This is a genomic window from Pseudonocardia hierapolitana (assembly GCF_007994075.1).
In the GTDB taxonomy this organism is placed as follows: domain Bacteria; phylum Actinomycetota; class Actinomycetes; order Mycobacteriales; family Pseudonocardiaceae; genus Pseudonocardia; species Pseudonocardia hierapolitana.
Genome location: NZ_VIWU01000001.1, coordinates 3,367,251 through 3,392,743, shown reverse-complemented (window position 1 = coordinate 3,392,743; position 25,493 = coordinate 3,367,251). Strand labels below are relative to the sequence as shown.

At 73.1% G+C, this 25,493-nt stretch carries 25 protein-coding genes; 10 read left to right on the top strand and 15 right to left on the bottom strand.

The window, feature by feature from the left end; all coding sequences use genetic code 11:
• Window positions 1-25: 25 nt before the first annotated feature.
• Window positions 26-2,926, bottom strand: coding sequence for an arabinosyltransferase domain-containing protein (locus tag FHX44_RS16200; protein ID WP_147256558.1), 2,901 nt, complete (start codon window positions 2,924-2,926; stop codon window positions 26-28).
• A gap of 53 nt (window positions 2,927-2,979) precedes the next feature.
• On the opposite strand from FHX44_RS16200, the gene FHX44_RS16195 reads away from it, so the two are divergent.
• On the top strand, window positions 2,980-3,615 hold the full coding sequence (locus FHX44_RS16195) for a nitroreductase family protein (RefSeq protein WP_212612507.1): 636 nt from the start codon (window positions 2,980-2,982) through the stop codon (window positions 3,613-3,615).
• Window positions 3,616-3,775: 160 nt separating this feature from the next.
• Window positions 3,776-5,275 carry an acyltransferase family protein gene (locus tag FHX44_RS16190; RefSeq protein WP_147256556.1) on the top strand — a complete coding sequence of 500 codons (1,500 nt, stop codon included), beginning with the start codon at window positions 3,776-3,778 and terminating at the stop codon, window positions 5,273-5,275.
• Window positions 5,276-5,350: 75 nt separating this feature from the next.
• On the opposite strand, the gene FHX44_RS16185 is transcribed toward FHX44_RS16190, so the two are convergent.
• From FHX44_RS16185 to dprE1, 3 genes are all read right to left on the bottom strand, one after another.
• On the bottom strand, window positions 5,351-5,719 hold the full coding sequence (locus tag FHX44_RS16185; protein WP_147256555.1) for a YciI family protein: 369 nt from the start codon (window positions 5,717-5,719) through the stop codon (window positions 5,351-5,353).
• A gap of 71 nt (window positions 5,720-5,790) precedes the next feature.
• The gene (gene dprE2 / locus FHX44_RS16180; RefSeq protein WP_147256554.1) at window positions 5,791-6,546 is read right to left on the bottom strand and encodes a decaprenylphospho-beta-D-erythro-pentofuranosid-2-ulose 2-reductase; all 756 of its coding nucleotides are present in this window, start codon (window positions 6,544-6,546) and stop codon (window positions 5,791-5,793) included.
• A gap of 22 nt (window positions 6,547-6,568) precedes the next feature.
• Window positions 6,569-7,930, bottom strand: coding sequence for a decaprenylphosphoryl-beta-D-ribose oxidase (gene dprE1 / locus FHX44_RS16175; protein ID WP_147256553.1), 1,362 nt, complete (start codon window positions 7,928-7,930; stop codon window positions 6,569-6,571).
• Window positions 7,931-8,153: 223 nt separating this feature from the next.
• On the opposite strand from dprE1, the gene FHX44_RS16170 reads away from it, so the two are divergent.
• Window positions 8,154-8,753 carry a DUF1707 SHOCT-like domain-containing protein gene (locus FHX44_RS16170; RefSeq protein ID WP_147256552.1) on the top strand — a complete coding sequence of 200 codons (600 nt, stop codon included), beginning with the start codon at window positions 8,154-8,156 and terminating at the stop codon, window positions 8,751-8,753.
• On the opposite strand, the gene FHX44_RS16165 is transcribed toward FHX44_RS16170, so the two are convergent.
• Genes FHX44_RS16165 through FHX44_RS16155 form a run of 3 tightly spaced genes read right to left on the bottom strand, consistent with a single transcriptional unit; the run spans window position 8,744 to window position 10,507 of the window.
• The gene (locus FHX44_RS16165) at window positions 8,744-9,313 is read right to left on the bottom strand and encodes a dihydrofolate reductase family protein (protein WP_147256551.1); all 570 of its coding nucleotides are present in this window, start codon (window positions 9,311-9,313) and stop codon (window positions 8,744-8,746) included. The genes FHX44_RS16170 and FHX44_RS16165 overlap by 10 nt on opposite strands.
• Window position 9,314: 1 nt before the next feature.
• Window positions 9,315-9,947, bottom strand: a complete 633-nt coding sequence (locus tag FHX44_RS16160) for a dihydrofolate reductase family protein (RefSeq protein WP_147256550.1) — start codon at window positions 9,945-9,947, stop codon at window positions 9,315-9,317.
• A gap of 20 nt (window positions 9,948-9,967) precedes the next feature.
• Entirely contained in the window at window positions 9,968-10,507 is a 540-nt protein-coding gene (locus tag FHX44_RS16155; RefSeq protein WP_147256549.1) for a dihydrofolate reductase family protein, read from the bottom strand.
• 234 nt (window positions 10,508-10,741) lie between these two features.
• On the opposite strand from FHX44_RS16155, the gene FHX44_RS16150 reads away from it, so the two are divergent.
• Window positions 10,742-11,449 carry a TetR/AcrR family transcriptional regulator gene (locus FHX44_RS16150; RefSeq protein WP_170308931.1) on the top strand — a complete coding sequence of 236 codons (708 nt, stop codon included), beginning with the start codon at window positions 10,742-10,744 and terminating at the stop codon, window positions 11,447-11,449.
• Here the strand turns inward: FHX44_RS16150 and FHX44_RS16145 are convergent.
• Window positions 11,424-13,103, bottom strand: a complete 1,680-nt coding sequence (locus FHX44_RS16145) for a DUF885 domain-containing protein (RefSeq protein ID WP_246170407.1) — start codon at window positions 13,101-13,103, stop codon at window positions 11,424-11,426. The two genes, FHX44_RS16150 and FHX44_RS16145, sit on opposite strands and share 26 nt — an antisense overlap.
• 51 nt (window positions 13,104-13,154) lie before the next feature.
• On the bottom strand, window positions 13,155-16,349 hold the full coding sequence (locus FHX44_RS16140; RefSeq protein ID WP_147256547.1) for an AfsR/SARP family transcriptional regulator: 3,195 nt from the start codon (window positions 16,347-16,349) through the stop codon (window positions 13,155-13,157).
• Between the two features lie 100 nt (window positions 16,350-16,449).
• Here FHX44_RS16140 and FHX44_RS16135 point away from each other — a divergent pair, with 100 nt between their 5' ends.
• From FHX44_RS16135 to FHX44_RS43860, 5 genes are all read left to right on the top strand, one after another.
• Window positions 16,450-17,028 (top strand): NADPH-dependent FMN reductase, encoded by a 579-nt coding sequence (locus FHX44_RS16135; RefSeq protein ID WP_147256546.1) that lies wholly within the window; start codon window positions 16,450-16,452, stop codon window positions 17,026-17,028.
• A 25-nt stretch (window positions 17,029-17,053) separates the two neighbouring features.
• Complete coding sequence (gene wrbA / locus FHX44_RS16130) at window positions 17,054-17,674, top strand: NAD(P)H:quinone oxidoreductase (RefSeq protein WP_147256545.1); 621 nt, start codon at window positions 17,054-17,056, stop codon at window positions 17,672-17,674.
• Window positions 17,671-18,861 carry an MFS transporter gene (locus tag FHX44_RS16125; RefSeq protein ID WP_147256544.1) on the top strand — a complete coding sequence of 397 codons (1,191 nt, stop codon included), beginning with the start codon at window positions 17,671-17,673 and terminating at the stop codon, window positions 18,859-18,861. Before wrbA ends, FHX44_RS16125 begins: the two co-directional genes overlap by 4 nt.
• A 3-nt stretch (window positions 18,862-18,864) precedes the next feature.
• A complete protein-coding gene (locus FHX44_RS16120) occupies window positions 18,865-19,278 on the top strand; it encodes a GtrA family protein (protein WP_147256543.1) in 414 nt (137 codons plus the stop codon).
• 159 nt (window positions 19,279-19,437) lie between these two features.
• On the top strand, window positions 19,438-19,566 hold the full coding sequence (locus tag FHX44_RS43860) for a hypothetical protein (RefSeq protein ID WP_281287897.1): 129 nt from the start codon (window positions 19,438-19,440) through the stop codon (window positions 19,564-19,566).
• Here FHX44_RS43860 and glfT1 read toward each other — a convergent pair whose 3' ends face one another.
• The 5 genes from glfT1 to FHX44_RS16095 form a co-directional block, all read right to left on the bottom strand.
• Window positions 19,567-20,454 carry a galactofuranosyltransferase GlfT1 gene (gene glfT1 / locus FHX44_RS16115; RefSeq protein WP_425469132.1) on the bottom strand — a complete coding sequence of 296 codons (888 nt, stop codon included), beginning with the start codon at window positions 20,452-20,454 and terminating at the stop codon, window positions 19,567-19,569.
• A 35-nt stretch (window positions 20,455-20,489) separates the two neighbouring features.
• On the bottom strand, window positions 20,490-21,254 hold the full coding sequence (wzt, locus tag FHX44_RS16110) for a galactan export ABC transporter ATP-binding subunit Wzt/RfbE (protein ID WP_147256541.1): 765 nt from the start codon (window positions 21,252-21,254) through the stop codon (window positions 20,490-20,492).
• Window positions 21,255-21,261: 7 nt separating this feature from the next.
• A complete protein-coding gene (wzm, locus tag FHX44_RS16105) occupies window positions 21,262-22,149 on the bottom strand; it encodes a galactan export ABC transporter permease subunit Wzm/RfbD (RefSeq protein ID WP_342792640.1) in 888 nt (295 codons plus the stop codon).
• A 145-nt stretch (window positions 22,150-22,294) separates the two neighbouring features.
• The gene (locus tag FHX44_RS16100) at window positions 22,295-22,798 is read right to left on the bottom strand and encodes a bacterial proteasome activator family protein (protein ID WP_147261225.1); all 504 of its coding nucleotides are present in this window, start codon (window positions 22,796-22,798) and stop codon (window positions 22,295-22,297) included.
• Window positions 22,799-22,872: 74 nt separating this feature from the next.
• Window positions 22,873-23,859: an NAD(P)H-quinone oxidoreductase gene (locus FHX44_RS16095; protein ID WP_147256540.1), complete on the bottom strand. Its 987-nt coding sequence runs from the start codon at window positions 23,857-23,859 to the stop codon at window positions 22,873-22,875.
• Between the two features lie 54 nt (window positions 23,860-23,913).
• Between FHX44_RS16095 and FHX44_RS16090 the strand changes: the two genes are divergently transcribed.
• Window positions 23,914-24,558: a GNAT family N-acetyltransferase gene (locus FHX44_RS16090; protein ID WP_147256539.1), complete on the top strand. Its 645-nt coding sequence runs from the start codon at window positions 23,914-23,916 to the stop codon at window positions 24,556-24,558.
• Here FHX44_RS16090 and ypfJ read toward each other — a convergent pair whose 3' ends face one another.
• The gene (gene ypfJ, locus FHX44_RS16085; protein WP_147256538.1) at window positions 24,559-25,491 is read right to left on the bottom strand and encodes a KPN_02809 family neutral zinc metallopeptidase; all 933 of its coding nucleotides are present in this window, start codon (window positions 25,489-25,491) and stop codon (window positions 24,559-24,561) included. It abuts the gene before it with no gap.
• Window positions 25,492-25,493: the final 2 nt, after the last annotated feature.

Here is a 25,493-nt window from a genome sequence, read left to right as displayed (position 1 = left end):
CCGGCGCGAGCCCCGGTCCGGGGGGTCACCCGACCGGGTCGATCCCCGGCACCCGCGGGTGACCGTCCTGCTGCCAGCCTGTCACGGTATGCCAGGTGACCACCGGCTCGGGACGCGCGAGTGGCTGCGTCGGTACCCAGCGGTAGAGCTGTACCGCGTCCCGGAGTGGATCACCGGCGAGATAGGTGGGCATCCGCCGTTCGGTGATCAGCAGCCGTGGTGCGACGAAGGGTCCGCCGTACTCGGGCTGATAGGTGATGTGTGTCTCCGTGTTGTCCATCGGCGGGCCCACGCGCCACTCCGGGAGTGCCGCGGTGCCCACCGGCAGCGGCTCGGGGGAGAGGCAGGGGAACAGGAACGCCACCGGCCAGTCGAGGAGCGCGCTGCGCACCGGTGGCAGGAGCTCCGTCATCGGGGTCAGCCGCGGCGACCGCGGCAGCGTCGCCACGGCGCGGGCGGTGTCCGGCGCGTCGACGGCGAGCCGCACCGTCGTGGCCGCGGCGGGCGCGAGCTCCCGGACGTCGTCCCGGGCCGGCAGTTCCGGCGCGATGCGCCTGCGTTCGAGCACGCGCGTTCCGTCGCCGAACTCGAGGAACAGCCCGTCGTCCGCCTGCAGCGTCCCGGACGTCGTGACGACGACGGGGAGGGCCTGCGTCCGCTGCTCGGGGGTGAGCGTGAGCCACGGTGTGGTGCTCCGGCCGGCCACGGCCACCCCCGGCACGAGGCGCCCACCGACGTCGACCGGGACCGTCTCGACCGAGACCGTCGTGCCGGGCGGGCCGTCGGCGACGGGCAGCAGCCCGGCCGCGGGGTCCGTCTCCACCGACAGCCGCTCCTGCAGCCCGCACGGCCTGCCGCGCAGCGTGGAGATCGTGTCCGAGGCGGGGGTGTAGCTGTCGCGGTGGGTCACCGCCACCCGCACGACGGTGAGCACCTGCAGTGCGAGCACGCCGGCGAGCACGACGGCGAGGACGGGCGCGGGCGCAGGCAGCCTGCGGGGCAGCGGGCTCTCTGGCTCGCCACCCGCCCGCTGCCACGTCCACCGCGCCAACAGGGGAACGACGAGCGCGGCGCCGGCCACGAGTGCGATCGTGGCGAGCGGGACGTCGAGGATGCGGGGAGCGATGGTGCTGAACGTGGGGGTGAACCACGCACCCTGGTAGGGCCAGAGGTTGTAGGCCGCCAGGACGATCGCGGTGACGACGGTGGTGGCGGCCAGCCCTGCGACGAACGCACGCGGCCGGGCCCGCAGCGGCGCCGACCCCACCGCCGCGCCCAGCACGAGCACGGCGGCGCCGTAGCCGGCGAGATCGCCGAAGTGCTGGGTCCACTTCGTCGGCGCCAGCGCCAAGGTCGCCATGCTCAGCAGGAGCCCGACGACGAGCCGCCGGGCCGGGCCGGTTGCGATCCCGGTGGCGGTGCGCCCGAGCGACCACAGCACGCCCACGGCCGCGAGCAGCGTGCCCAGCACCGCGGCCCGGCGGCCGATCGAGCCCTGGAACGTCCAGTCGAGCAGGCGACGGTACCGATCGGTCTCCTCGAACCACGGTTGGCCGCCGCCGACGGCGGTGCGCACCCGGACGGCCTCCAGCATCCCGGCGAGGCTCTGGTCGGGGACCATCAGGAACACCGCCGACGCCGCGGCGGCCGCCAGCACGGCGAGCAGCGGCAGCGGGCGCAGGTCGCGCCGGGCGCGCAGCTGCGCCAGCAGGGAGCGTCCCGCGGCGAGGAACGGGGTGAAGGCGAGCAGCCCGCCCGGCGTCAGCGCGGTCGTCGCACCGGCCAGCACGAGCCCGACGGCGAGGGGCAGCAGGCGCGCCGTCGCGAGGGCGCGCTCCACGGCGAGGTACACCGCGAGCGCACCCACCGCGACCCACGGTTCGGGCCGCAGCCCGAGGCCGAACGGGATCCACCAGGCGGCGAACGCCAGCGCGGCGATCCACGATACCCAGCGCCGGGTCGCGAACCGGCCGAGCCGGGGCAGCGTCAGCCGGGAGAGCAGCCACCAGCAGAGCAGCCCCAGCGCCGTGGACGGCAGGCGCATCCACGGCGTCGAGGACGAGACGAGGGACCACAGGTGGTAGAGGTCGTAGAACCAGCTGAACGGCGCTTCCGGCGCGTTCAGCCAGCGGTAGGCGTTGCCCACGAAGCCGTTGCTGCCGGTGCTGCGCACGATGCCCGCGATGTAGCCGTCGTCCACCGTGATCGCCCCGATGGCCCACCACACCCCGAGCACGGCGGCGACGGCGCCGTCCACCGGCCGGGGCCGCCACCAGTGCCGGGGGAGCAGCCGGACGCGCCGCGTGCGATCGATCCGGTGCAGCACCACCAGCATGCCGAGCAGCGCGAGCCCGCCGAGCACGCCGATCGCGGCCTTCAGCGGGGAGATCCTCGTCTCGAAGCGGGTGTCGGTGGTCAGGCGCAGCGCGACCCCGGAGCGGACCTCGGAGAACGCGCCCGCGACGTCGGGCCGCACGTCGCCGTCCCGCACGAGCGCAGGCGCGCCGTCGACGAGGACGGACGTGCGGGCCGGGTCGGAGACGACCGACAGCGTGCAGTCGCCGCCCGGCAGCTCCGCCGTGCCGAGATCGACACCGGCGCTCTCGACCCGCAGCGCCCCGCCGTCCGCTGTGAGCCGCAGGCCGCGCAGGGGCTCGCCCGCCACGTCCGGCCGCTGCGGCACCGTGGACAGCAGCACCTGGCCGGGAGCGGCCTCCCGAGCGGCCGAGCAGCTCGTCTCGGCGGTCAGCTCGACGGGCTGGTAGGGCAGCAGCGGGATCGCGGCGTCGCCTTCCGCCGCGGTCCAGGAGTAGACGGCCTCGGGCTGCTCGACCGGAGCGAGCGGGAACGCCACCGCCGCGAGCACCGCGAGCAGTCCGAGCGGGCCGGCGGCCCGGCGCAGGCCGGGAGCCGACCGTGAGAGCACGCGCGAAGCCTAAGCCTCTTCCGGATGAGGCCTGCGGAGGCATGATCGGGGGCATGACGCTCCCGTTGAGCCCCGATGAGCTCCTCACCACCACGCGTTCGGTGCGCAAGCGCCTCGACCTCGACCGGCCCGTGCCGATCGAGCTGGTCCGCGAGTGCCTCGAGGTGGCGCTGCAGGCGCCCACCGGGAGCAACGAGCAGGGCTGGCACTGGATCGTGGTGACCGACGCGGATCGGCGGCGCGCCATCGGCGACTACTACAAGCAGTCCTACGACCGCTACCGCGCCGTCCGGAACGAACGGATCGCGACGCTCTCGGCCGAGCGGCAGGTCGTCCGCAGCCGCGTGGCGAGCTCCGCCGACCACCTCGCGGAGCGGATGGGCGACGTGCCGGTGCTCGTGCTCGGGTGCCTCACCGTGGCGGAGCTGCCGGCCGGCAACCAGGCGGGCCTGTGGGGCTCGTTGCTCCCCGCCGCCTGGAGCTACCAGCTCGCCGCCAGGGCTCGCGGGCTGGGCAGCGCCTGGACCACCCTGCACCTGGCCTACGAGAAGGAGATCGGGGAGCTGCTCGGGATCCCGCAGAACGTGCGTCAGGGAGTGCTGCTGCCCACGGCGTACTACACGGGTGAGACGTTCCGGCCTGCGCCGCGCGAGCCCCTGGACACCGTGCTGCACCTCGATTCCTGGTAGCACACCGTGCTCGCCGACGGTGCGAGGCGCGCCGAAACACGAACGGGTATCCGGCCGAATGGATGACGCGGCCGGAAGCGCTCCGTGAGGACGGCGGCCAAGCCGGTACGTTCCGGGTGTCACTCGCACCGCTGGTTAGCCAGGCTTCGTTTTTCCGAACGTGACGACCCCTTGCCCTGCGGCCACCCCATCCGGTACTCGAGCGGCATCCTCCGGTGAAATCCGAGGCCTGACAGGGCTGCGGGCGGTCGCGGCGGTGTGGGTGGTGCTGTTCCACTTCCACTTCACGCCGCTGCCGGGGGTCGCCGAGGTGGTCGACGTGCTGGGGCCGCTGATCACCGCGGGCGCGCTCGGTGTGGACCTCTTCTTCGTGCTGAGCGGGTTCGTGATCGCCTACACCTACCTCGACAAGCTCGGCCCTCGCGTGCGCGCCAGGGCCACCGCCCGCTTCCTGTGGGCACGCGCCTGCCGGGTGTGGCCGGTGTACCTGCTGGTGCTGCACGTGTTCGGGGTCTGGCTGATCGCGCGCGCCACGCTCGGTGGCGACGAGGTCATCGCGTTCCAGTCCGTACAGCCGGTGCTCGACGTCGGCCAGTACCTGCAGCAGCTCGTACTGGTGCAGCTCTGGGACGACCCCCGCTTCGACGGGGCCTCGTGGGTGGGTTCCACCTGGTCGATCAGCGCCGAGTGGCTCGCGTACCTGCTCTTCCCGGTGGCCGCGCTCGTGCTGCACCGGATGCGCGGGCTTCCGGTGGTGGTGCTCGCCTGCGGCTCGTCGCTGCTGATGGTGCCCATGACCTGGGCGTACCTCGCCACCGGCAGCCCGTACTTCCCGTGGAGCTGGCTCGTGCGGATCCTGTGCGGGTTCGGGGCGGGCGCGCTCGCCTACCTCGCCGTGCGCAAGCTGCCCCGGACGTCGACGGCCCTGCGCACCGCTTCGGCCATCGCGGCGGTGCTGCCGATCGTGCTGGCCGGGGGTCTGCTGCTCGGGGAGCTCGCGGGCCCCGGCCGGGGCGGCGCCGTGATCGTGCTGTTCCCGGTGCTCGTGGCGGCGCTCGCGGTGGCCGACCGCGGCCCGGCGATGCTGCTGTCCACCCCCGCGCTGGTCTACGGCGGCCGGGTGTCGTACGGCCTCTACCTCGTGCACATCCCGCTCTTCGAGGTGTACTGGCTGGCGCTGGAGCGCTACTCACTACTGGCTCCGCACACCGCGCTCGCCCACGTCGTCGGGGTGCAGGTGTTGCTGGCCACGCTGGGTGTCGCCGCGCTGACCTACCGGTTCGTCGAGGAGCCGAGCAGGCGCGGGCTGCGCGCCCTCACCCCGGCCGTCGAGCGGCTGCCGATCCGCACCGCCGTCGCACTGGGGATCCTGCGTGCCCGGCCGTTGACCCTGCCGGACGTGGGGGCATCCTCGGACGGTGCGCTGGCCACCGCGGCGGCGCGGTTCGCCGCGAAGCGCCGAGCCAGGGCCGCCGGCTGGCTTGACGAACCCCTTCCGCAGCCGCGCCACGCCGCGTCGGCCACGCGGCCCGCGACGCTCGCGGCGGCGCTGGTCAAGGCCCAGCGGCGGCGGGCGGCGCACCGCAGCGAGCTGGACCTCTGGGCCGACTACGAGCGTGCCGAGTACATCCGGGGCAACTACCTGCACGCCGGGAACTGACCACGCGGGGAGCGAGGGGATTGCAGCAAGGCCACCTTCACGCAACGGGTTGCGCGAAGGTGGCCTTGCTGCAACTCAGTCGGTCGGGCCCGCCGAGAAGATGATCGGGCGGACCTCGATGCCCAGGCCCTCCACCCCGGCATCCGGGATCAGGGCGGCCAGTTCCAGTGCTCGCTCACGGGTGGCGCAGTCCACGACGTAGTAGCCCCCCATGAACTCCTTGGACTCGAGGTAGGGCCCGTCGGTCACCACCGGCACCCCGTCGCGCACCCGCACCACGGCGCTCCGGGCCGGCTCGGCGAGGGCGTTGGTCTCGACCATCTCGCCCGACGCCTTGATGGTGTCCATGAACGCCTGGTGCCCCTCCATGATCTCCGTGCGCTGCTCGTCGGTGAGCGCGTCGAAGGCGGCGGGGTTCAGCTGCATGATCAGCATGTACTTCACGGCGGTTCGCTCCTATCCGGGTCGGCTCGCACGGACAGGTCGGAGCCGCCGTGCGGTTCTCGACATCCGAGTCAGGCGGGAAGCCGCCGGAACACCGAACGCGGCAGGTGCCGCAGCACGCTCATCAGGAGACGCAGCGGCGCGGGAGCCCAGACCAGCTCGCGATGCCTGCGGACGGCGTCGACGGTGATCGCGGCGACGGCCTCGGGGGTGGTGGACAGCGGCGCGGGCCGCCTCCCCTCGGTCATCCGGGTGTGCACGAAACCGGGGCGCACCACCGTGACGGTCACCCCGTGGGGACGCAGCGCCTCGGTGAGCCCGGAGTAGAACGCGTCCAGCCCGGCCTTCGTGGAGCCGTACACGAAGTTGGAACGGCGGGCGCGCTCGCCTGCCACCGACGAGAACGCCACGATCGACCCGTGGCCCTGCTCGCGCATCCGCTCGGCGAGCACGACGCCGACCGACACCGCCGCCGTGTAGTTCACCTGGGCGAGCCGCACGGCTGCCGAGACATCGGTCCAGGCCTGCTCGTTGTCGCCGAGCAGGCCGAACGCCACGACCGCCACGTCGATGTCGCCGCCGGTGAAGGCCTTGCGCACCACCTCGGCGTGGCTGTCGAGGGCCTCGGCGTCGAACGGGAGGAGCTCCACGGCGCAGCCGCGCGCCTCCAGCCGGGCGCGGGCGGCGTCGAGCCGCTCCGACGGGCGGGCGGCGAGCACCACCCGCAGCGGCCGGTCGCTCGCGAACCCCTCGACGACCGCCAGGCCGATCTCGGAGGTGCCGCCGAGCAGCAGGATGCTCTGCGGGTTGCCCACGGCATCGATCATGTCGGTGCGCTCCAGCTGTCGATCACTTGGTCAGCTCCAGTCTGCGGGACATGTCGGAGGCGAAGACCCCTTCGGGATCTGCGGCGTCGCGCACCTTGCGCCACTCGTCGAAGCGCGGGTAGCCGCTGCGGAACTTCGCCGCGCTCACCCGCGACTCCTTCGCCAGGTAGAACCGCCCACCCGCGCCGAGCACCAGCTCGTCCAGCTCCTCGCACAGCTGGTGCAGGCCGCGGGCGATCGGGAAGTCGACCGTGATCGTCCAGCCCGGCTGGGGGAACGACAACGGCGCCTGGTTGCCCGCCCCGAACCGCTTGAGCACGTTGAGCCCGGACGCGTGCGGCGACGCGGCGATCTTCTCGACGATCCGGCGGAACGTCGGCTCCTCGCCGAACGGCACGAGGAACTGGTACTGCAGGAAGCCGCGTGAGCCGTACACGCGGTTCCAGTCCCCGAACAGGTCGAGCACCTGGTAGAAGGCCGTGATGTTCTGGATCGCGCCGCGTTGGCGCTTCGGTGCCTTGCGGTACCAGAGCTCGCTGAAAGCCCGCAGCGTGTAGCGGTTGGCGAGCCCGTTGGGGAAGACGTCGGGGAACGACAGCAGCTGCGGCGCGTCGAACTTCAGCGGCTCGCTGCGCAGCTTCGCGGGCAGCTGGTCCACCGTCGCGAGCGAGCCGCGGGTGAGCACGGCCCGCCCGAGCTGCGCGCCGGTGGTGGTGGTGTCGAACCAGGCGGCCGAGTAGCCGTACGTGTCGTCCGAGCCGTCGGTGAGCAGGCCCATCAGCTCGTCGAGGTCGGCCGTGCGGTCGGTGTCCACCACGAAGTACGCCGACTCGGTGCGGTGCAGCGCAACGGTGGCGCGCACGACCACGCCGGTGAGGCCCATCCCGCCGACCGTGGCCCAGAACAGCTCGGAATCCGGGCCGTCGGGAGTGAGGTGCCGCACGGTTCCGTCGGCCGTGACCAGGTCCATCGAGCGGACGTGGTTGCCGAAGCTGCCCTTGGTGTGGTGGTTCTTGCCGTGGATGTCGGCGCCGATCGCGCCGCCGATCGTGACCTGCCGGGTGCCGGGCAGCACCGGCACCCACAGCCCGTGCGGCAGCGCGGCGCGCATGAGGGTGTCCAGGCTGACGCCCGCGTCCAGGTCCGCGAGGCCGGTCTCGGCGTCGATGGAGTGGATCGTGGCGAGGCCCGTCATGTCCAGGACGGTGCCGCCCGCGTTCTGCGCCGGGTCGCCGTAGGAACGGCCGAGACCTCGCGCGATGACGCCGCGCGGGCCTGCGGTCTCGATCGCGGCCGACACGTCGTCGGGGGAGCGGGGGACCAGCACCTTCGCGGTGGTGGGCGCGGTACGTCCCCAACCGCGCAAGCTCGTCGATTCCGGCATCGCGGGCCAGGGTAGCGCTGGGAGCGTGCTGAAGAACCGCGGCCGTAGCGAGCGGCGGCCAGGTGGCCACATCGCAAGGCGGAGGAGGAGTCCCGTACCGGGTTGTATCGGCGACGACGACAACGCAGCGAGGTGGCCGCCTTGGCGTCGCGTAGTAGGTCGTGGTTCTTCAGCACGCTCCCTAAGCCCGGTCGCGGCTGCGTCGCGCCGTTAGGCTCGCGCCGTGAGCGAGCCGCCGTCCGAGTCCCGCGGGTTCCGCATCTCCGACGCGGACCGCGAGCGGGCGGCCCAGCGGCTGCACCAGGCGCTCGCCGAGGGCCGCATCACCCTGAGCGAGCTGGAGGAACGGCTCGACATGGTCTACGCGGCGCGCTACGAGTCCGACCTGCGCCCGCCGTTCGTCGACCTGCCGGACCCCGACGCGTTCGTCGACCGGCCGGCGCTCGCGGTGCCGTCGGACGCGCCACCGCTGGTGCTGCGCGCGGGGATGTCGACCATCAAACGCAGCGGGTCGTGGGACGTGCCGGCGCGGCTGCGTCTGCTGAGCGCGATGGGCTCGGTGGTGCTCGACTTCTGCGACACGGTCATCCCGCACGCCGTGGTGGACATCGAGGTCGACCTGGGCGCCGGGTCGGCGAAGCTCCTCGTGCCGGACGACTCCACCGCGAACGTCGACGACGTCGTGGCGAGCATGGGCACGGTGAAGAGCAGCGTCCCGTCCGTCCCCCGGCCCGGCGTGCCCCACTTCGTGGTGCACGGCCGGGCCGGGATGGGCTCGGTGACGGTGCGGCGGCGCTACCGCATCGCGGGCCGCTACTTCTGATCCACCCGCTGGAAGATCGTGATCGGGATCCCCTCGCCGACCGTCCTCGACTCCGTCAGCTTCCACGTCGACTTGTCGGGGGTCTCCCCGAACAGCCGTCGTCCCGTGCCGAGGATGACCGGGAACGTCATGAGGTGGATCTCGTCGACCAGGTCGTTCGCGATGAGCCCCTGCACGAGCTGGATGCTCCCCGCGACCTGGAGCTCACCGTCCACCTCCCCCTTCAGCGCAGTCACCTCCGTGACGAGGTCGCCGCCGAGCACACGGGTGTTGTTCCACGAGGGATCGGTGAGGGTGCGCGAGACCACGTACTTGGGCATGCCGTTGTACTTGTCGGCGAGCTCGCCCTCGTAGGCCGGCCAGGCGGCGGCGAAGCCCTCGTAGGTCCTGCGGCCGAGCAGCAACGCCTCGGCCCCGAGCGCCTCGTCGACCTTGAACCGCTCGCCGTCGTCGCCCCGGTCGAACGCGAACGTCCAGTTCGGGTACTTGAAGTCCTCACCGCCCGGGGCCTCGACGACGCCGTCGAGCGAGATGAACTCGGTGACCACGATCCTGCCCATCTCAGGCCCCCTTGCGGGTGAACGTCAGGTGCGTGACCCCGCTGGGCGAGGCGGTGGCCTCGACCTGGTAGTCCTTTTCGAGGCCCTCCAGGCCGTCCCACAGCGGCACGCCCCTGCCGAGCAGGATCGGCACCACCGCGACGTGCATGTGGTCGATGAGCCGGGCCGCGAGGAACTCGCGGATCACGGTGGGGCCCCCGCCGATCCGCACGTCCCGGTCGCCCGCGGCCTCGCGGGCGACCTCGAGCGCCTCGGCCGGCGAGGCGTCGAGGAAGTGGTAGGTCGTGCCGCCCTCCATCTCGATCGGCGGGCGCGTGTGATGGGTGAGGACGAAGACCGGCGTGTGGAACGGCGGGTTGGGACCCCAGGCGCCCTTCCACTCCGGGTCCTCGTGCCATCCGGGGTGGCCCCACTTGCCGGCGCCCATGATCTCGGCGCCGATCCCCTCGTCGTGCCGCCGGACGAACGCGTCGTCGACGCCGCCGCTGCCGCCGGGCGTCCACCACCCGGTGGCGAACATCCATTCGTGCAGCCGCTCTCCGGCGTGACCGAAATGCAGGTCGCGGCTCTGCCCTTCACCGGTGCCGAAGCCGTCGAGCGAGATGGCGAAGTTGTGAACCCGGGCGAGTGACATGGCTGGTGTCCCTTCGACGATCAGCTGGTCGCGGGCCCGTAGACCAGGTGCACCACGCCGGTGGTGAACGTGGTGGCGGAGATGAGCTTCAGCGGCACCTTCGCCCCGTTCGCGAACAGCTTCTGGCCCTCCCCGACCACGACCGGGTGCACGAGCAGGTGCAGCTCGTCGACCAGCCCCTGCTCGACCAGCCACTGGACCAGGACGGCGCTGCCCGTCGTACCGAGCTGCTTGTCCTGCTTGAGCCTGGTCAGCTCCGCCTTCACGTCACCGCTGACGATGGTTGAGTTCTCCCAGGTCGCCTCGGTGAGGGTGTTCGACACCACGTACTTCTGCGAGTCGTTCATCTGCTTGGTCATCGGGTCGTCCGGGTCGGCCTGCGGCCAGTACTCGGCGAACCCGTCGTAGGTCTTGCGACCCAGCAGCATCGCGTCGTTGCCCTCCATCAGCGCGCCGACGGCGGCTCCCATCTCGTCGTTCCAGTAGTCGAAGTGCCAGGTCTCCGGCGACTCGATGACGCCGTCGAGCGAGATGAACAGGCCGGACTTGATGGATCCCATGAACTCTCTCCTCAGGTGGGGTTTCTGGTGTGGAGACCGCGCGGCCGCCCGGAACTGATCGGTCGGCTGTCACCTCGCGGCAGAGCCGACGACGCCGCAGCGGACGTGTGTGACCGAGGCTGCATGCACGTCGATTCCCCCTCGACATGCGGTACTGTGTACCGCAGAAACAGTATCTGGCGGATACTGTTTACGGCAAGACCGGCGCGGGGGCAAGAGCGGATCGGAGAACGGATGGACGACGACACCGGACAGGTCATCGAGCTGCTCTGGGGCGCACCGAGCCGACCGACCCGCGGGCCGCGGCCGTCGCTCTCGATCGCCGCGATCGCGGACGCGACCGTGCGGATCGCCGACGCCGACGGGCTCGACTCGGTGTCCATGCAGCGCGTGGCCGACGCGTTCGGAGTCACCAAGATGGCGCTGTACCGGTACGTGTCGGGCAAGGCCCAGCTGCTCGCCGTCACGATCGAGGCCGCGGTCGGAGAGCCGCCGCAACTGAGCGGCACCGGCTGGCGGGCCCGGATCGAGGAGTGGGCGGGGCTGCTGCGCGAGAACTGGTTGCGCCACCCGTGGCTGCCGCAGGCCACCGTCGGGGACCGGGTGATGGGGCCGCGCGAGGTCGCCTGGATCGAGTGTCCGGTCGAGGTGCTCGCCGAGGCAGGCCTCACCGGCCCCCAGCAGATGGACGCCGTCCTGCTGCTGTGCGCGCACGTGCGCAACACGCTGTCGGGAACGGTGTCCGGCACGCAGCCGTGGACCCCGGGGAAGGGCTCCGGCTCGTTGCGCGAGCAGCTCGCGCGGCGCAACGCCGACTACGCGTCCGTGCTGGCCGCCACCCGGTCCGGCCGGTCGGAGGACAACGGGTGGCGGTTCGGGCTCGAGCTCATCCTGGACGGGCTCGAGGTCCAGGTCTCTAGAGCCGCGCGAGCTCGTCGGTGAGGTCGTCCAGGCCGAGGCTGCCCAGCGACAGCGCGGCGGCGTGCCAGGCCTTGAGGTCGAAGCCGGCACCGCGGGCCTTCCGTGCCGCATCGCGGCCGGCGAGCCAGGCGCGCTCCCCGAGCTTGTAGCTGATCGCCTGGCCCGGCCAGCCGAGGTAGCGCACGATCTCGCTGTCCAGGAAGGCGCTGGGCCGTCCGGAGTGCGCACCGAAGAACTCGCGCGCGATCTCCGGGGTCCAGGTCTCGCCGGCGTGGAGCGGGGAGCCGTCCGGCACCCGGAGCTGCAGGTGCATGCCGATGTCGATCACGACCCGCACCGCGCGCATCTGCTGCGCGTCGAGGTAGCCGAGCCGGGCGCCGGGCACCGTCAGGTACCCCAGCTCGTCCATCAGGCGCTCGGCGTAGAGCGCCCACCCCTCGATGTTGCCGGACACGGCGCCGATCGACGTCTGGTAGGTCGAGAGGCGATCGGCGAGGTAGGTCCACTGGGCAAGCTGCAGGTGGTGGCCCGGGACGCCCTCGTGGTACCAGGTGCTGATCAGCTGCCACAGCGGGAACCGGGTCTCACCCATCGTCGGCAGCCAGGTGCGGCCGGGGCGGGAGAAGTCCAGTGACGGCCGCGTGTAGTACGGGGCCGCGGCGCTGCCGGGCGGCGCGATCATCGCCTCGACCGCGCGCACGGGCGGCGCGATGTCGAAGTGCGTGCCGTCCAGCTCCGTGATCGCGGTGTCCATCATCTGCTGCAGCCAGGCGCGCACATCCTCGACGCCCTCCACCGCTGGGCCGTTCTCGTCGAGATGACGGATCGCGGTGCGCAGGCCGGCTCCCGGCAGCACGGCGCCGGCCTCCCGGCGCATCTCGGCGTCGAGCCGCCGGTACTCCTCCCAGCCCCAGGCGTATGCCTCGGCGAGGTCGAGGTCCGCCCCGGTCGAGGCGCGGGCACCGAGCCGGTAGCGGTCGGGCCCGACGGCGTCGGGGGTGCCCGCCGTGGCCGGCAGGTAGGTGCCGGCAAGGTACTCGCGCAGCGACCCGGTGGCTGCGGCGGCCGCGTCGGCGGCGCCCACCAGCTCGGAGCGCACCGCCGCCGAGACGCCGTCCGGCGCCTTCGCCGCGAACGAGTGGAACCACGAGCCGCCCTCCCCGGCGAGCCACTCGTCCAGCTGGCCCACGACCGTCTCCACCTGCCGGGGCGCGGCGTGCAGCCCGCGTCGCGACCCCTCGGTGAGCGCCGCCGTGTAGCCGCCGAACGCCTCCGGCACCTTGCCCATCCGCCGCGCGACCACCGCCCAGTCGTCCGGGGTGGTCGTGGGCATCAGCTCGAACAGCTGCCGGACCTGCGCGTGCGGCCCGAAGATGTTGCGGACCGTGCGGAGGTGCTCTCCCGCGTCGCTCACGGCCAGCTGGGCCTCGAGCCGCTCGCGCAGCAGCCGGGCGCAACGGCGGTCGTCGTCATCGGCCGGTTCCGCCGCCGCGACGGCGGCGAGCGTCGTCCTGGCCAGCTCGTCGGTGGCGTCCTGACCCTCGGGGGACAGGTCGGGGACGCGGTCGTCGCCTGGATGCATGCCCAGCGACGTCGCCACCCGGGTGTCGAGGTCGGCGAGCCGGCGGACGTAGTCGTCGGCGAGGGATCGAACAGCGGAGCCGGTGGTCGTCACCCGCCCGATCCTGCCGGTGTTCAATTGCCTCCGCTTCGCTCCGGCAGTGCCTCACGCGGACGACAGGGTGACGGTATCGACGTCGAGGTCGGCACCACGGGCGAACTCGGTGTCGAACGCGTCGCCCAGCGCCGCACGCGCGGCCGCGGCGATCCGGTCGACGTCCCCGCGGTCGCCCGATGCGTCCGTCCTGCCGGCTCCTGCCCTGACGGCCGCCGCGGCGCCGAGCAGGCGGGCGGCGTGGCGGTGCTCGCCGCTCAGCGCGCGCTCGCCGGCAAGCCCTTCGAGCGCGAGCGCGACCGCGCGGGGGTCTTCGGACCGGCGCGCCGCGGCGAGCCCTTCGGCGTGCAGGCGGTGCGCGGTCTGCGCATCGCCCCGCTGCTCGGCGAGGAAGCCGAGCTCGGCGAGGCTGATCGCCTTCCCCGGTTCGTAGCCTGCTGTGCGGTACCACTCGTGCAGAGCAGCGAGATGCTCCTGCGCCTCGTCGAAGCGGCCGGTGCGGCGGGCGACCATGCCCAGCCCGAGCTGGGCGTAGGCGGCCTTGGACTCGTAGCCCTGCTCCCGTGCGAGGTCGAACGCGCGGCGGTGGCGTTCGTCGGCGAGTGCGGGGTCGCCGGTGAGCGCGGCGATGCGGCCGAGCCGGCTGAGGTGGTCGATCACGGCGGGCCACAGCTGCAGCTCCTCGGCGCACCGCAGGCCGTCGCGGTGGCGTCGCGCCGCCGACTCCTGATCGCCTGCGATCTCGTCCAGGTTGCCGAGCACCTCGGCCGCACTGGCCTGCCCCCACCGGTCACCGAGCTCGTCGAACAGCCGCGCGCTCTCCTCCCCGGCCCGCCGTGCGACGTCCAGCCTGCCGCGGGACATCGAGTACATGCTCACCTCGCGCAGCGCCGCGGCCGCACCCCAGGTGTCGCCCCGCTCCCGGAACGTCGTCACCGCAGCCTCGGCGAGGTGCTCGCCCGCTTCCAGCTCGCCGATCCCGCTCATCACGTGGGCGTGCAGCCACTGCGCGCGTGCGAGCGCTCCCGGCGCGTCGAGGCCGGTGTACTCGTCGAGTACCGCGCGGCTGTGGCCCGCCGGATCATCGACGGCTCGCTCCCGGATCCGGACGGCGGCGAGCGCCGCGCACGCGTCGGCCCGGGCGACCGACCGCTCCTGCCCGGCGATTCCCAACGCCGCCGCCAGCGAACGGCCCGCGGTACGGTGGCGGCCCCTGACGAACCAGTACCAGGTGAGCGCGCCGACCAGCCGCAGCGCGAGCGCCGGGTCCGGCCGGGCGACCGCGGTGTCCAGCGCCACCCGCATGTTCGCCGTCTCCGCGTCGAGCCGGGACAGCCATTCCTGCTGGTCGGGCCCGCGCAGCCGGGGCGCGGCGCGTTCGGCGAGCTCCGTGCACGCCACCGCGTGGCGGTACCGGGCAGCCTCCTCCTCACCGGCCTCCCGCAACCGCTCAGTGGCGTACGCGGCGACGGTCTCGAGCAGCCGGTACCGGGTGTGACCGGCGCTGTCGACCGGCAGCACCAGCGATCGGTCCACGAGCCGGGCCAGCAGGTCGAGCACGTCGACGCCGTCGACCGGGTCGGCAGCGCACACCTGTTCGGCGAGCCCCGCGGTGCAGCCGTCCGCGGTGACCGCGAGCCTGCGCAGCACCGCCCGTTCGGGCTCCGACAGCGGCTCCCAGCTCCAGTCCATGACGGCACGCAGCGTCCGCTGGCGGCGGGGCGCGTCCCGGGGGCCGGAGCCGAGCACGCGGAACCGGTCGTCGAGGCGCGCGGCCAGCTCGGCGAGGCCGAGCGTGCGCACGCGGGCCGCGGCCAGCTCGAGGGCGAGCGGGAGCCCGTCGAGCCGGCGGCACACCGCGGCGACGACGGCGGAGTTCGCCCGCGTGAGCGCGAACCCCGGTGCCACTGCGGCGGCGCGTGCGACGAAGAGCCGGACGGCGGCCGCATCGGCGGGATCGCTCGCCTCGGCGGGAACGGCGAGGGCCGGGACCGGCCGCACGACCTCGCCGCGCAGGCCGAGCGGCTCCCGGCTGGTCGCGAGCACCCGGAGCCCCGGTGCCCGCCGCAGCAGCGCGGCGACCAGCTCGGCGACGGTCTCGACGACCTGTTCGCAGTTGTCGAGCAGGAGCAGCACCTGCCGATCCGCGATGGCGTCAGCGATCCGGTCGAGCGGCCCCGCCGCCGTGGTCGCGGGGTCGTCGCGCAGGTCGAGCGCGGTGGCCACGAGCTCCGCGAGCTCGCCGATCGGGTGCTCGCGGCGGCCGTCGACCCCGGCCAGCTCGACCAGCCACACGCCGTCGCGCATCTCGGCGACGAGCCGGCGGGCGGTCTCGATGGCCAGCCGCGTCTTGCCCACCCCGCCCGGACCGGTCAGCGTCACCAGCCGGGCCGTGCCGAGCACGACGCGCAGGTCGGCGACATCACCGTCGCGGCCGACCAGCTCGTCCCACCCGGCGGGCAGGTTGGTCCGCGCAGCCGCCTCGCGCGCGGGCGCGTCCAGCGCGGGTTCCTGGGTCAGGATCGCCCGGTGCAGCTCGACGAGCTCGGGCGACGGGTCGAGGCCGAGCTCGTCGCGGAACCGGACGCGCAGCTCGTCGTAGCGCTGCAGCGCCTCGGCCTGCCGGCCGGCGCGGTACAGCGCGCGTAGCCGCGTGGCCTGCAGCTTCTCCCGCAGCGGGTGCTGGTCGAGCAGGGTGCTCAGCTCGCCGATCACGGCGTCGACCTCACCCAGCTCCAGCCTGGCCTCGGCGTGCTGCTCGACGGCGCCGAGGCGCAGCTCCTCGAGCTCGGCGATCGCAGGCGCGGCGAAATCCTCGTCGGCGACGTCGGCGAACGCAGGCCCCCGCCACAGCGCGAGCGCCTCGGCCAGGTGCTCCGCGACGGCCGCCTGCCGCTCGATGCCGCGCGCGGCCGCCACCAGCTCGGCGAAGCGGCCGGCGTCCACCGCCGAGGCCGGCACGTCGAGGACGTAACCGGGCCCGCGCGAGACCACGAGCCCGCGGGCGCCCGGCTCGGCGTCGTCGAGGGCCCGCCGCAGCTGCGAGACCTTCACCTGCAGCGCCCCGAGGGGCCGGCGGGGCGCGTCGGCGCCCCAGAGGTCCTCGATCAGGCGGTCGGCCGTGACCAGGCCGCCGCGGTGCACCAGCAGGTCGGCGAGCAGGGCACGGACCTTCGCTCCCGGCACCACGACCGGCACACCGGCGTCGGTCCACACCTCCAGTGGCCCGAGCACCCCGAATCGCACGGTGACGACCGTAACCGGCGGTCAGCGGATGGGAAGTGATCGGTAAGCGCGGGGGCCCACTGTCGGTCTCGTCGAACGGACAGGACCGAGAGGAAGACCGATGGACATCATCCGCCCCGCCACCCGCATCCTCGCCATCTCCGGCAGCCTCCGCGCCGACTCGGTCAACACCTCCCTGCTGCGCGCGGCCGCCGCCGTCTCGGGTGACGACACGTGGGTCGAGCTCTGGTGCGGCCTGGGCGCCATCCCGCCGTTCAACGAGGACGGCGAGCACGACACCCCCGCGTCCGTGGCGGACATGCGCGCGGCGATCGCAGGCGCCGACGCGCTGCTGATCTCCACCCCCGAGTACAACGGCTCGATCCCGGGCCAGCTGAAGAACGCGCTCGACTGGGCGTCGCGGCCGTACGGCGAATCGGTGCTCACCGGCAAGGTCGTCGGCGTCACCAGCGCCGGTCCCGGCGACTACGGCGGCGCGTGGGCGGCCGAGCACCTCGGCAAGGTGCTGCGGATCGCAGGCGGCGAGGTCCTGGAGCCCTCCTTCTCGTTGCCGCTGGCCGACCGGGCGTTCGAGCCCGGCACCGACGTGCTCCGCGACCCCGCCCACACCGCCGCCCTCGCCGACCTCGTCTCCGCACTGCAGACCGCGGCGCGCCCCGCTCTCGCCGCGGTGAGCTGAACCCCGACCCGAAGAGGAGAACCCGATGTCCGAGCGCAGCGCGCGCATCGCCGTCGTCTACTACTCCGCAACCGGCAACGTCCACGCCATCGCCGAGGCGCTCGCCAAGGGTGCGGCCGGCGCAGGCGCCGACGTGCGCTTGCGGCGCGTGGCGGAGACGGCGCCCGGCAGAGTGGTCGACCGGGACCCGGAGTGGCGGGCCCACCTGGACGCCACCGCCGACATCCCGGAGGCCACGCTCGAGGACCTGGTCTGGGCCGACGGCTACGCCTTCGGCACGCCCACCCGGTTCGGCAACGTGGCCGCCCAGCTCAAGCAGTTCATCGACCGGACGGGCGGGATCTGGGAGGCAGGCCACCTTGCGGGCAAGCCGTTCACCGGCTTCACCAGCACCGCCGAGGTGCACGGGGGCCAGGAGGCCACGATCCTCGCGCTCTACCACGTGGCCCACCACTGGGGCTCGGTCATCGTGCCGACCGGCTACGTCGACTACGACCTCATCCACGCCGCGGGCGGCAACCCGTACGGGCTGAGCACGGTGGCATCGCCCGGAGGGCCGCCCGAGGAGGTGCTCGCCGCGGCGGCCCACCAGGGCACACGGCTGGCCCGCATCACCGCCGCGCTGACACCGGTGCGTGCGTCATGACCGCCGTCGCGATCGCCGCCCCGCCGGTGTCCCGCTCGTTCCCGCGCCTCGCCCTGCTGGCGCTCGCCGCCGGCGCGTTCGTGATGTGCACCGCCGAGTTCGTGATCGCGGGCCTGCTGCCCGACATCGCTTCGGACCTCGGCGTCGGCATCTCGACGGCCGGCCTGCTGATCTCCGGCTACGCCGTGGCCATCGTCGTCGGCGGACCGCTGTTCGTCGTGGCGGGCACCCGGATCCCGCGCGGTCGGCTGCTGGTGTTCGCCGCGGCCGTGTTCGTCGCGGGGAACGTTCTGTCCGCCGTGGCGGGCACGTACGGGCTGCTCATGGCGGGCCGGGTGCTCGGAGCGTTCGGGCAGGGCGCGTTCCTCGCCACCGCGTCGGTCGTCGCCGCCGACCTGGTGGCGCCGTCGCTGCGGACGCGGGCCATCGCCCTCGTGTTCGCCGGTGGCACGGCGGCCAACGTGGCCGGCAGCCCGCTGGGGGCGCTGGTGGGGCAGCTCTCGGGGTGGCGGGCAACGTTCTGGGCCGTCGCCGTGCTGGGGGCCGCGGCGCTGGCGGCGGTCCTCGCCGCGGTTCCCGCGACGCCACCGTCCCCGCCCACCACCCTGCGGGGCGGGCTCCAGGTGTTCCGGAACCGGCAGGTGTGGCTCACGCTCGCGATCGGGGTGGCCGGGCCCGGTGGCCTCTTCGCGGCGTACACCTACATCGCGCCGCTGCTGACGTCGGCCAGCGGCTACCCGCCGCAGGCGATCGCCGCGGTGCTCGGCCTGTTCGGCATCGGGCTCCTGGTCGGCAACGCCATCGGGGGCAGGTTCGGGGGCGCCCAGCTCCGAGTGCTCGGCATCGCCCTCGCGGTGCTCGGGGCCGGACTCGCCGGGCTGGCCATCGGGGCGCACTCGGCGGTCGTGGCCACGATCCTGCTGGTCGTCGTCGGGGCGGGGGCGTTCGCCATGGTTGCGCCCTTCATGACCCGGCTGATCGACCAGGCCGCGGGCGCCCCACTGCTCGCCGCCGCCGCGGGCGGGTCGGCGACGAACACCGGCGCCGCGCTCGGCGCCTACCTCGGCGGGCTCGCGATCGACACCCCGCTCGGCGTCACCGGCCCGCCCGCGGTCGGAGCGGTGATCGCCGCGTTCGGCCTGGTGGCGGTCCTCGCAGCCCGCACCGCGGCCACTCGATACCCTTGACCGGTGACCGCGACCCACCCCGCACCGGCCCAGCCCGGCCTCGCCGCGCAGCTGGGCCGGTTCGTCGCGGTCGGCGCGCTCTCCGCGATCGTCGACTTCGGCGGCTACCACGCCCTGCTCGCACTCGGCACATGGGTGCACCTGGCCAAGGCCATCAGCTTCATCCTCGGCACCACCACGGCATACCTGCTCAACCGCCGGTTCACGTTCACCGCCACCAAGGGCGGCAGCGCCCGCTTCGCCGGCTTCGTGCTCCTCTACGGCACCACGTTCGCGATCAACATCGGGATGAACGCCCTGATGCTCGCGGTGCTGCCCCAGGTCCAGTTCCGCACGAGCCTGGCCTGGGTCATCGCGCAGGGCACCGCCACGGCCATCAACTTCGTGATGCTCCGCACGGTGGTCTTCCGCCGCTGAGCGTCACCTCGAGTGCTCCCGCCGAGGAGCATTCCCGGCTGGCGGGGCCGCAGGTGGCCGCTGTTCTCGAGGCGATGGCGCAGCTGGCACCGGCGACGCCGGTGCGTTCGCTGCGCTCCGATCGTGCGGCCAGGACCCTCACCGAGGCCCGGACCTGCTATGACCATCTCGCGGGCCGGCGCGGAGTCGAGCTGCGGGACCGCTTGCTGGCCGCGGATGCGCTACGGGGTCTGCGCGTCTCCCGACTACGACCAGCGCGTCGAGGCCTGGCTGCCGACGCCGACCTGATCAAGGGCGGCGGAAGCGCTCCGACCGGCCCTGGCGCACCAGCCGCACCCACTGCAGGAACTCGCGCGGGCTCCGCTTCGTCACCAGGAAGTACCAGGCGAACCGGGGCACCTCCAGCACCCCGACGCGGCGCATCCCCGGCTGGGAGACCAGGAAGCCGCGGTTGCGGTAGGTGTAGTAGCGCTTGACCGGGTCGTCGGGGTCGCGGGCGTGCAGGCGGCCGCCGAGCATCGGCTTGTCGTCGTCGGAGCCCGCCGGGTGCAGGTACGCCGCCCGCAGCGAGGTGCCGAACGGCAGGCCGGAGCGCACGAGTCTCCTGTGCACCTCCACCTCGTCGCCCCGCACGAACAGCCGCAGGTCCGGCACGCCGACGACGTCGAGCGTGGAGGCCCGGAACAGCGCCCCGTTCATCAGAGCCGCGATCCCGGGCAGCAGCTCGTCGTCGGCGCCGTGCTTGACGTCGGCGGCGAGCGCCGCGCGGGAACGGTGCCAGGTGAGCCCGCGCCGGACGGGGAAGGCGAGCCGGTCGGGCCGGTCCTTGTCGGCCACCGTCGGGGACACGGCGGCGAGGCCGCGGCGCTCGGCGAGGTCGATGAGCGTGGAGAGGGTGGCCTCGTCGGCGGGCAAGCCGTCGTCGTCACCCAGCCAGATCCAGTCGGCACCCATGGCCAGCGCGTGCAGCATCCCGAGCGCGAATCCGCCTGCGCCACCGAGGTTCGTCCAGGACGGGATCCAGGTGGCAGGCAGGTCACAGCTCTCGACGACCGCCTGAGCCGGCTGGTCGGGGCCGTTGTCGACGACGATCAGGTGAGCGATCGGGTGGGTCTGCTTCGCGAGCGCGGCCAGCGACTCCGCGAGCAGCTCGGTGCGGTGGCGGGTGACCACCACCGCGACGACAGAACCAGCGGGAAGCGGGGCCCGATTCACCGGGCGTCTATCTCGGCCAGCACGTCACGTCCCTTGTAGTGGTGGAGCACCTCGCGCAGCGGGCCGTGCTCGCGGATGGTGCCCTGGTCCATCCAGATCGCGGTGTCGCACAGGTCGGCGAGGAACTCGTCGGAGTGGGAGGCGAACACCAGGATGCCGGACCGCTCCACGAGCTCGTTGAGCCGGTCGCGGGCCTTGGCGAGGAACTCGGCGTCGACCGCGCCGATGCCCTCGTCGAGCAGCAGGATCTCCGGGTCGATGCTGGTGACCACGCCGAGCGCGAGACGCACCCGCATCCCCGTGGAGTAGGTGCGCAGCGGCATCGACAGGTAGTCACCGAGCTCGGTGAACTCGGCGATGTCGTCGACCCGCTGCTCCATCTGCTTGCGGGTCATGCCGAGGAAGAGGCCGCGGATGAGGATGTTCTCGAAGCCGGAGATCTCCGGGTCCATGCCCACGGCCAGGTCGAACACCGGCGCCACCTTGCCGACGACGCTCGCGCGTCCGCGGGTGGGCTCGTAGATGCCCGACATCAGCCGCAGCAGCGTGGACTTGCCCGCGCCGTTGTGACCCACCAGCGCGACCCGGTCGCCGCGGCGCAGCGACACCGTGACGTCGCGGAGCGCCTCGATGATCGGGACCTTCGACTCGGTGCCGATGCGCCCGCCCGCGCGGCCGAGCACGGCCTTCTTCAGCGAACGCGACTTCGCGTCGAAGATCGGGAAATCGACGGCGGCGCCCTCGATGTCGATGCTGACCATGCGCCCCTCAGACCCAGTACGCCACGCGGGAGCGGTAGTTGCGGAGGAACAGGAGTGCGGCGGCGCACCCCACGACGGTGATCACGGCGACGACGTACCAGTGCCGCCAGACGATCGGCTGGCCCAGCATCGGCTGGCGCAGGATCTCCACGAAGTGCATCACCGGGTTGATCTCGGCGATGCGCGCCCGCTCGGCCACCGCCGGGTTCCGCAGCAGCGTGTCGTACTGCCAGACGATCGGTGTCATGAAGAACAGCAGCTGCGTGAGGCTCGCGATGATCGGCGGGATGTCGCGGAACCGGGTGGCGACGATGCCGGTGAGCACGGCGATCCAGGCCCCGTTGATCACGAGGAGCGCGAACGCGGGGAGCGCGAGCAGCAGCGACCAGCCGAGCGGGTGCGGGAAGATCACCATGAGGACGGCCCACACGACCACGTTGTGCAGGAAGAACAGCGACTGCCGCCACACCAGCCGGTACACGTGCAGGGACAGCGGTGCGGGCAGGAACTTGATCAGCCCCTCGTTGGCGATGAACACCTCGCTGCCCTCGAGGATGCACCCGTTCACGAAGTTCCAGATCAGGAGCCCCGTGGCGACGTACGGGAGGAACGTCGGGAGGTCCATCTGGAACAGCGCGCCGTAGAGGATGCCCATCGCGGTGGCGATGACCGCCATGCTGATGCTGACCCACAGCGGCCCGAGCACCGAGCGCCGGTAGCGCTGCTTGATGTCCTGCCAGCCCAGGTAGCCCCACAGGGGGCGCTGCTGCCACCCCTGCGCCAGGTCGCCGAACGCCCGCCGCCACGTGCGTGAGCCGGCGACGTCGACCACGACGGGCCGGGCGGGGGTGGCGCCCTCGGCCCGGTCGTCGCCGGTGGTCATGGTCTGAGCCACCAGGCGAGGGTACCGGCGGGGTGAGCGACGGTCCCGGGCGGTGCGGTTGTGACGGCCGGAACGGCGCGGAGGGATGTCAGCAAAGCCACTTTCAGGACGCCAGGCGCCCTGAAAGTGGCTTTGCTGACACGGCAGGTCGGGAGCGCTACAGGTACTGGCCCGTTCCCCGGCCCAGCGGGCCCTCCTGGCCGGGCTGGGGCACCGCGCCGGGCGGGAGGCCGCGGCGCATCTGCTCCAGCTGCTGGCGGGCGGCCATCTGCTGGGCGAAGAGCGCGGTCTGGATGCCGTGGAACAGCCCCTCCAGCCAGCCGACCAGCTGCGCCTGCGCGATACGCAGCTCCGCGTCCGACGGCGTGGAGTCGTCGGTGAAGGGGAGGCTGAGCCGCTCCAGCTCCTCGCGCAGCTCGGGCGCGAGGCCGTCCTCCAGCTCCTTTATCGAGTTCTCGTGGATCTCGCGGAGGCGGTTGCGGGAGGCCTCGTCGAGGGGTGCGGCGCGCACCTCCTCCAGCAACTGCTTGATCATCGTGCCGATCCGCATGACCTTGGCCGGTTGCTCGACCATGGATCCGACTCCCTGCTCCTCGGCGTCCTCGCCGGACTGGGGGACCCGCGCCATGCCGACCGGCCGCCCGTCAGGGCCGATGACCATGACCTGCTGGTCGCCGCTGTCCCCGTTGTTCTGCTCCGTTGGCTGGCTCACCACACCACGGTAGCGAGGTTGTGTCAGGCCAGGGGCAGCAGGATCTTGCCGATCACACCGCCCGCCTCGAGTTGCGCGTGTGCCTTGGCGGCATCCGGCAGGGGGACGGTGCCGTGCACGATCGGCCGCACCCTCCCGTCGGCGATCATCGGCCACACCTGCTCGCGCACGCCCGCGACGATCGCGCCCTTGCCGCTCGGCCCGGTCAGGGGGCGGCCGCGCAGCTGCAGGGCCGTCACGCTCCCGCGCTTGCGCAGCAGCTTGTTGAGGTCGATCTCGCCCTTCGTCCCGCCCTGCAGGCCGATGATCAGCAGCCGGCCGTCGGGCGCGAGCGCGTCGATGTTCGCGGCCAGGCCCTTCGCACCCATGATGTCGAGGATGACGTCGGCGCCGTGCCCGTCGGTGGCCTCCTTCAGCCGGGCGGGGACGTCGTCGTGGTAGTCGATCACGATGTCGGCGCCGAGCGCGCGGCAGCGCTCCAGGCGGTCCGGGGCACCGGCGGTGGCGGCCACCCGGGCCCCCAGCCCCTTGGCCACCTGGATCGCGTGGGTGCCGATCCCGCTGCTCCCACCCTGCACGAGGAACGTCTCCCCGGCGGAGAGCCGCCCGGCGGCCACGATGTTCGACCACACCGTGCACGCCACCTCGGGCAGGCCGGCGGCCGTCACGAGGTCGACGCCCTCCGGGACGGGCAGCAGCTGCGCCGCCGGCACGGCCACCTTCTCCGCGTACCCGCCGCCCGCGAGCAGCGCGCACACCTCGTCGCCGACCTGCCAGCCCTCGACGCCGTCACCGAGCGCGGCGATCCGGCCGGAGCACTCGAGCCCGATGATGTCGGGTGCCCCGGGCGGCGGCGGGTAGAAGCCCTGCCGCTGCAGCAGGTCGGCGCGGTTGACCGCGCTCGCCGCGACGTCGAGGACAACCTCGCCCGGACCCGCCACCGGATCCGCGACCTCGGTCCACTCGAGCACTTCCGGGCCACCAGGCTCCCGCACCGTGATCGCATGCATGCCGCAGACGCTATTCGGTCGAGCGCTCCCGTGCCGCTCCGGCAAGGTGTCGGCATGGACCACCCGGAGCCATGGCCCCTCCGTCACCTCGTGCTGCGCACGCCACGGCTGGAGCTGCGGCCGGACGACGACGCCGGGCTGCTCGAGCTCGTCGACGAGGCCTACCGCGGCGTGCACCCGCCGGACTGGATGCCGTTCCTCGTCCCGTGGACCGACGCCGACCCGCGCGACCTGGGCCGCCGCGTGCTGCAGCACTACTGGGGCGTGCGCTCCCGGCTCGCCCCGGAGCGCTGGTCGATCAACTTCCTGGTGCGCTACGAGGGCCGCATGATCGGCATGCAGGAGATGTCCGGGGCCGACTTCCGGATCCTCCGGGAGGTCGAGACCGGCTCCTGGATCGGGATGCGCCACCAGGGCCGTGGTCACGGCACGGAGATGCGCGCGGCCGTGCTCGCGTTCGCGTTCGACCACCTGGGCGCCGTGCGCGCCCGCTCGGCGGCATTCACCGACAACACGGCGTCGCACCGGGTCTCGGAGCGCCTCGGCTACCGGCGCGACGGCTCCATGTGGGTCGCCCGCCGCGGCGAGCCCGCGGAGGACGTGCGCCTGGTGCTCACGCCCGAGGACTTCGTGCGCCCGGAGTGGACGCTCCGGATCGAGGGTGTCGCCGGATGCCTCCCGGTACTCGGCGCGGACTGATCAGCCGAGGTCCACCCCGCGGGAGAAGGTGTCGCACCGCGCCGGGTCCCCGGTCTCGTACCCGGTGGTGTACCAGCGTTCGCGCTGCTCCGAGCTGCCGTGGCTGAACTGGCTCTCGTCCACCCGGCCGCCGCCGAGCTGGCTCTGGATGTAGTCGTCGCCGATCCGGGCCGCCGTGTCGAGCGCGGCCGCGACGTCGTCGCGCGTCACGCCGACGATCAGGGGCTCCCCGGACGCGGTCGGCACCGACTCGGCGTGGTTCGCCCACACCCCGGCGTAGCAGTCGGCCTGCAGCTCCAGCCGCACCGAGCCGGACGTCGGACCGGTCTCGCCCGCCCGCACGCGCTCGCTCGTACCGAGCAGCGCCTGGATGTGGTGCCCGTACTCGTGGGCGATGACGTACGCCCGCGCGAACGGCCCGCCCTCGGCCCCGAAGCGCGTCTCGAGCTCCTGGAAGAAGGAGAGGTCGATGTAGACCTCCTGGTCGGCGGGGCAGTAGAACGGCCCGACCGCCGACGACGCGCTGCCGCAGCCGGTGCGCACGCCACCGCTGAAGAAGTTGGTGCGCGGCGGCTGGTAGGTCATGCCGGACCGGGCGAAGGTGTCGCTCCAGTACCCGTCGAGGGAGTTGACGACCGCGACGACCTCGCAGTCCAGCTCCGTGTTGGCCTCCCCACCGGTGCGGCAGCTGGAGGCCGCCTGCGACGTGTCGGCCGACTGCCCCTGCTCCAGCCCGCCGAGCCCGCCCAGGTCGACCCCGACGCCACCACCACCGCCGAGCTGGCTGAGCAGGAAGTACAGGATCAGCCCGACGACGCCGAGTCCGCCACCGCCGACCGCGACGCGCCCGCCTAACCCGCCGCCTCCACCACCGCTCCCGCGCAGGTCGTCGATCTGAGACGTGTCCAGCTGGGCGTTCTCGTCGAACCGCATGC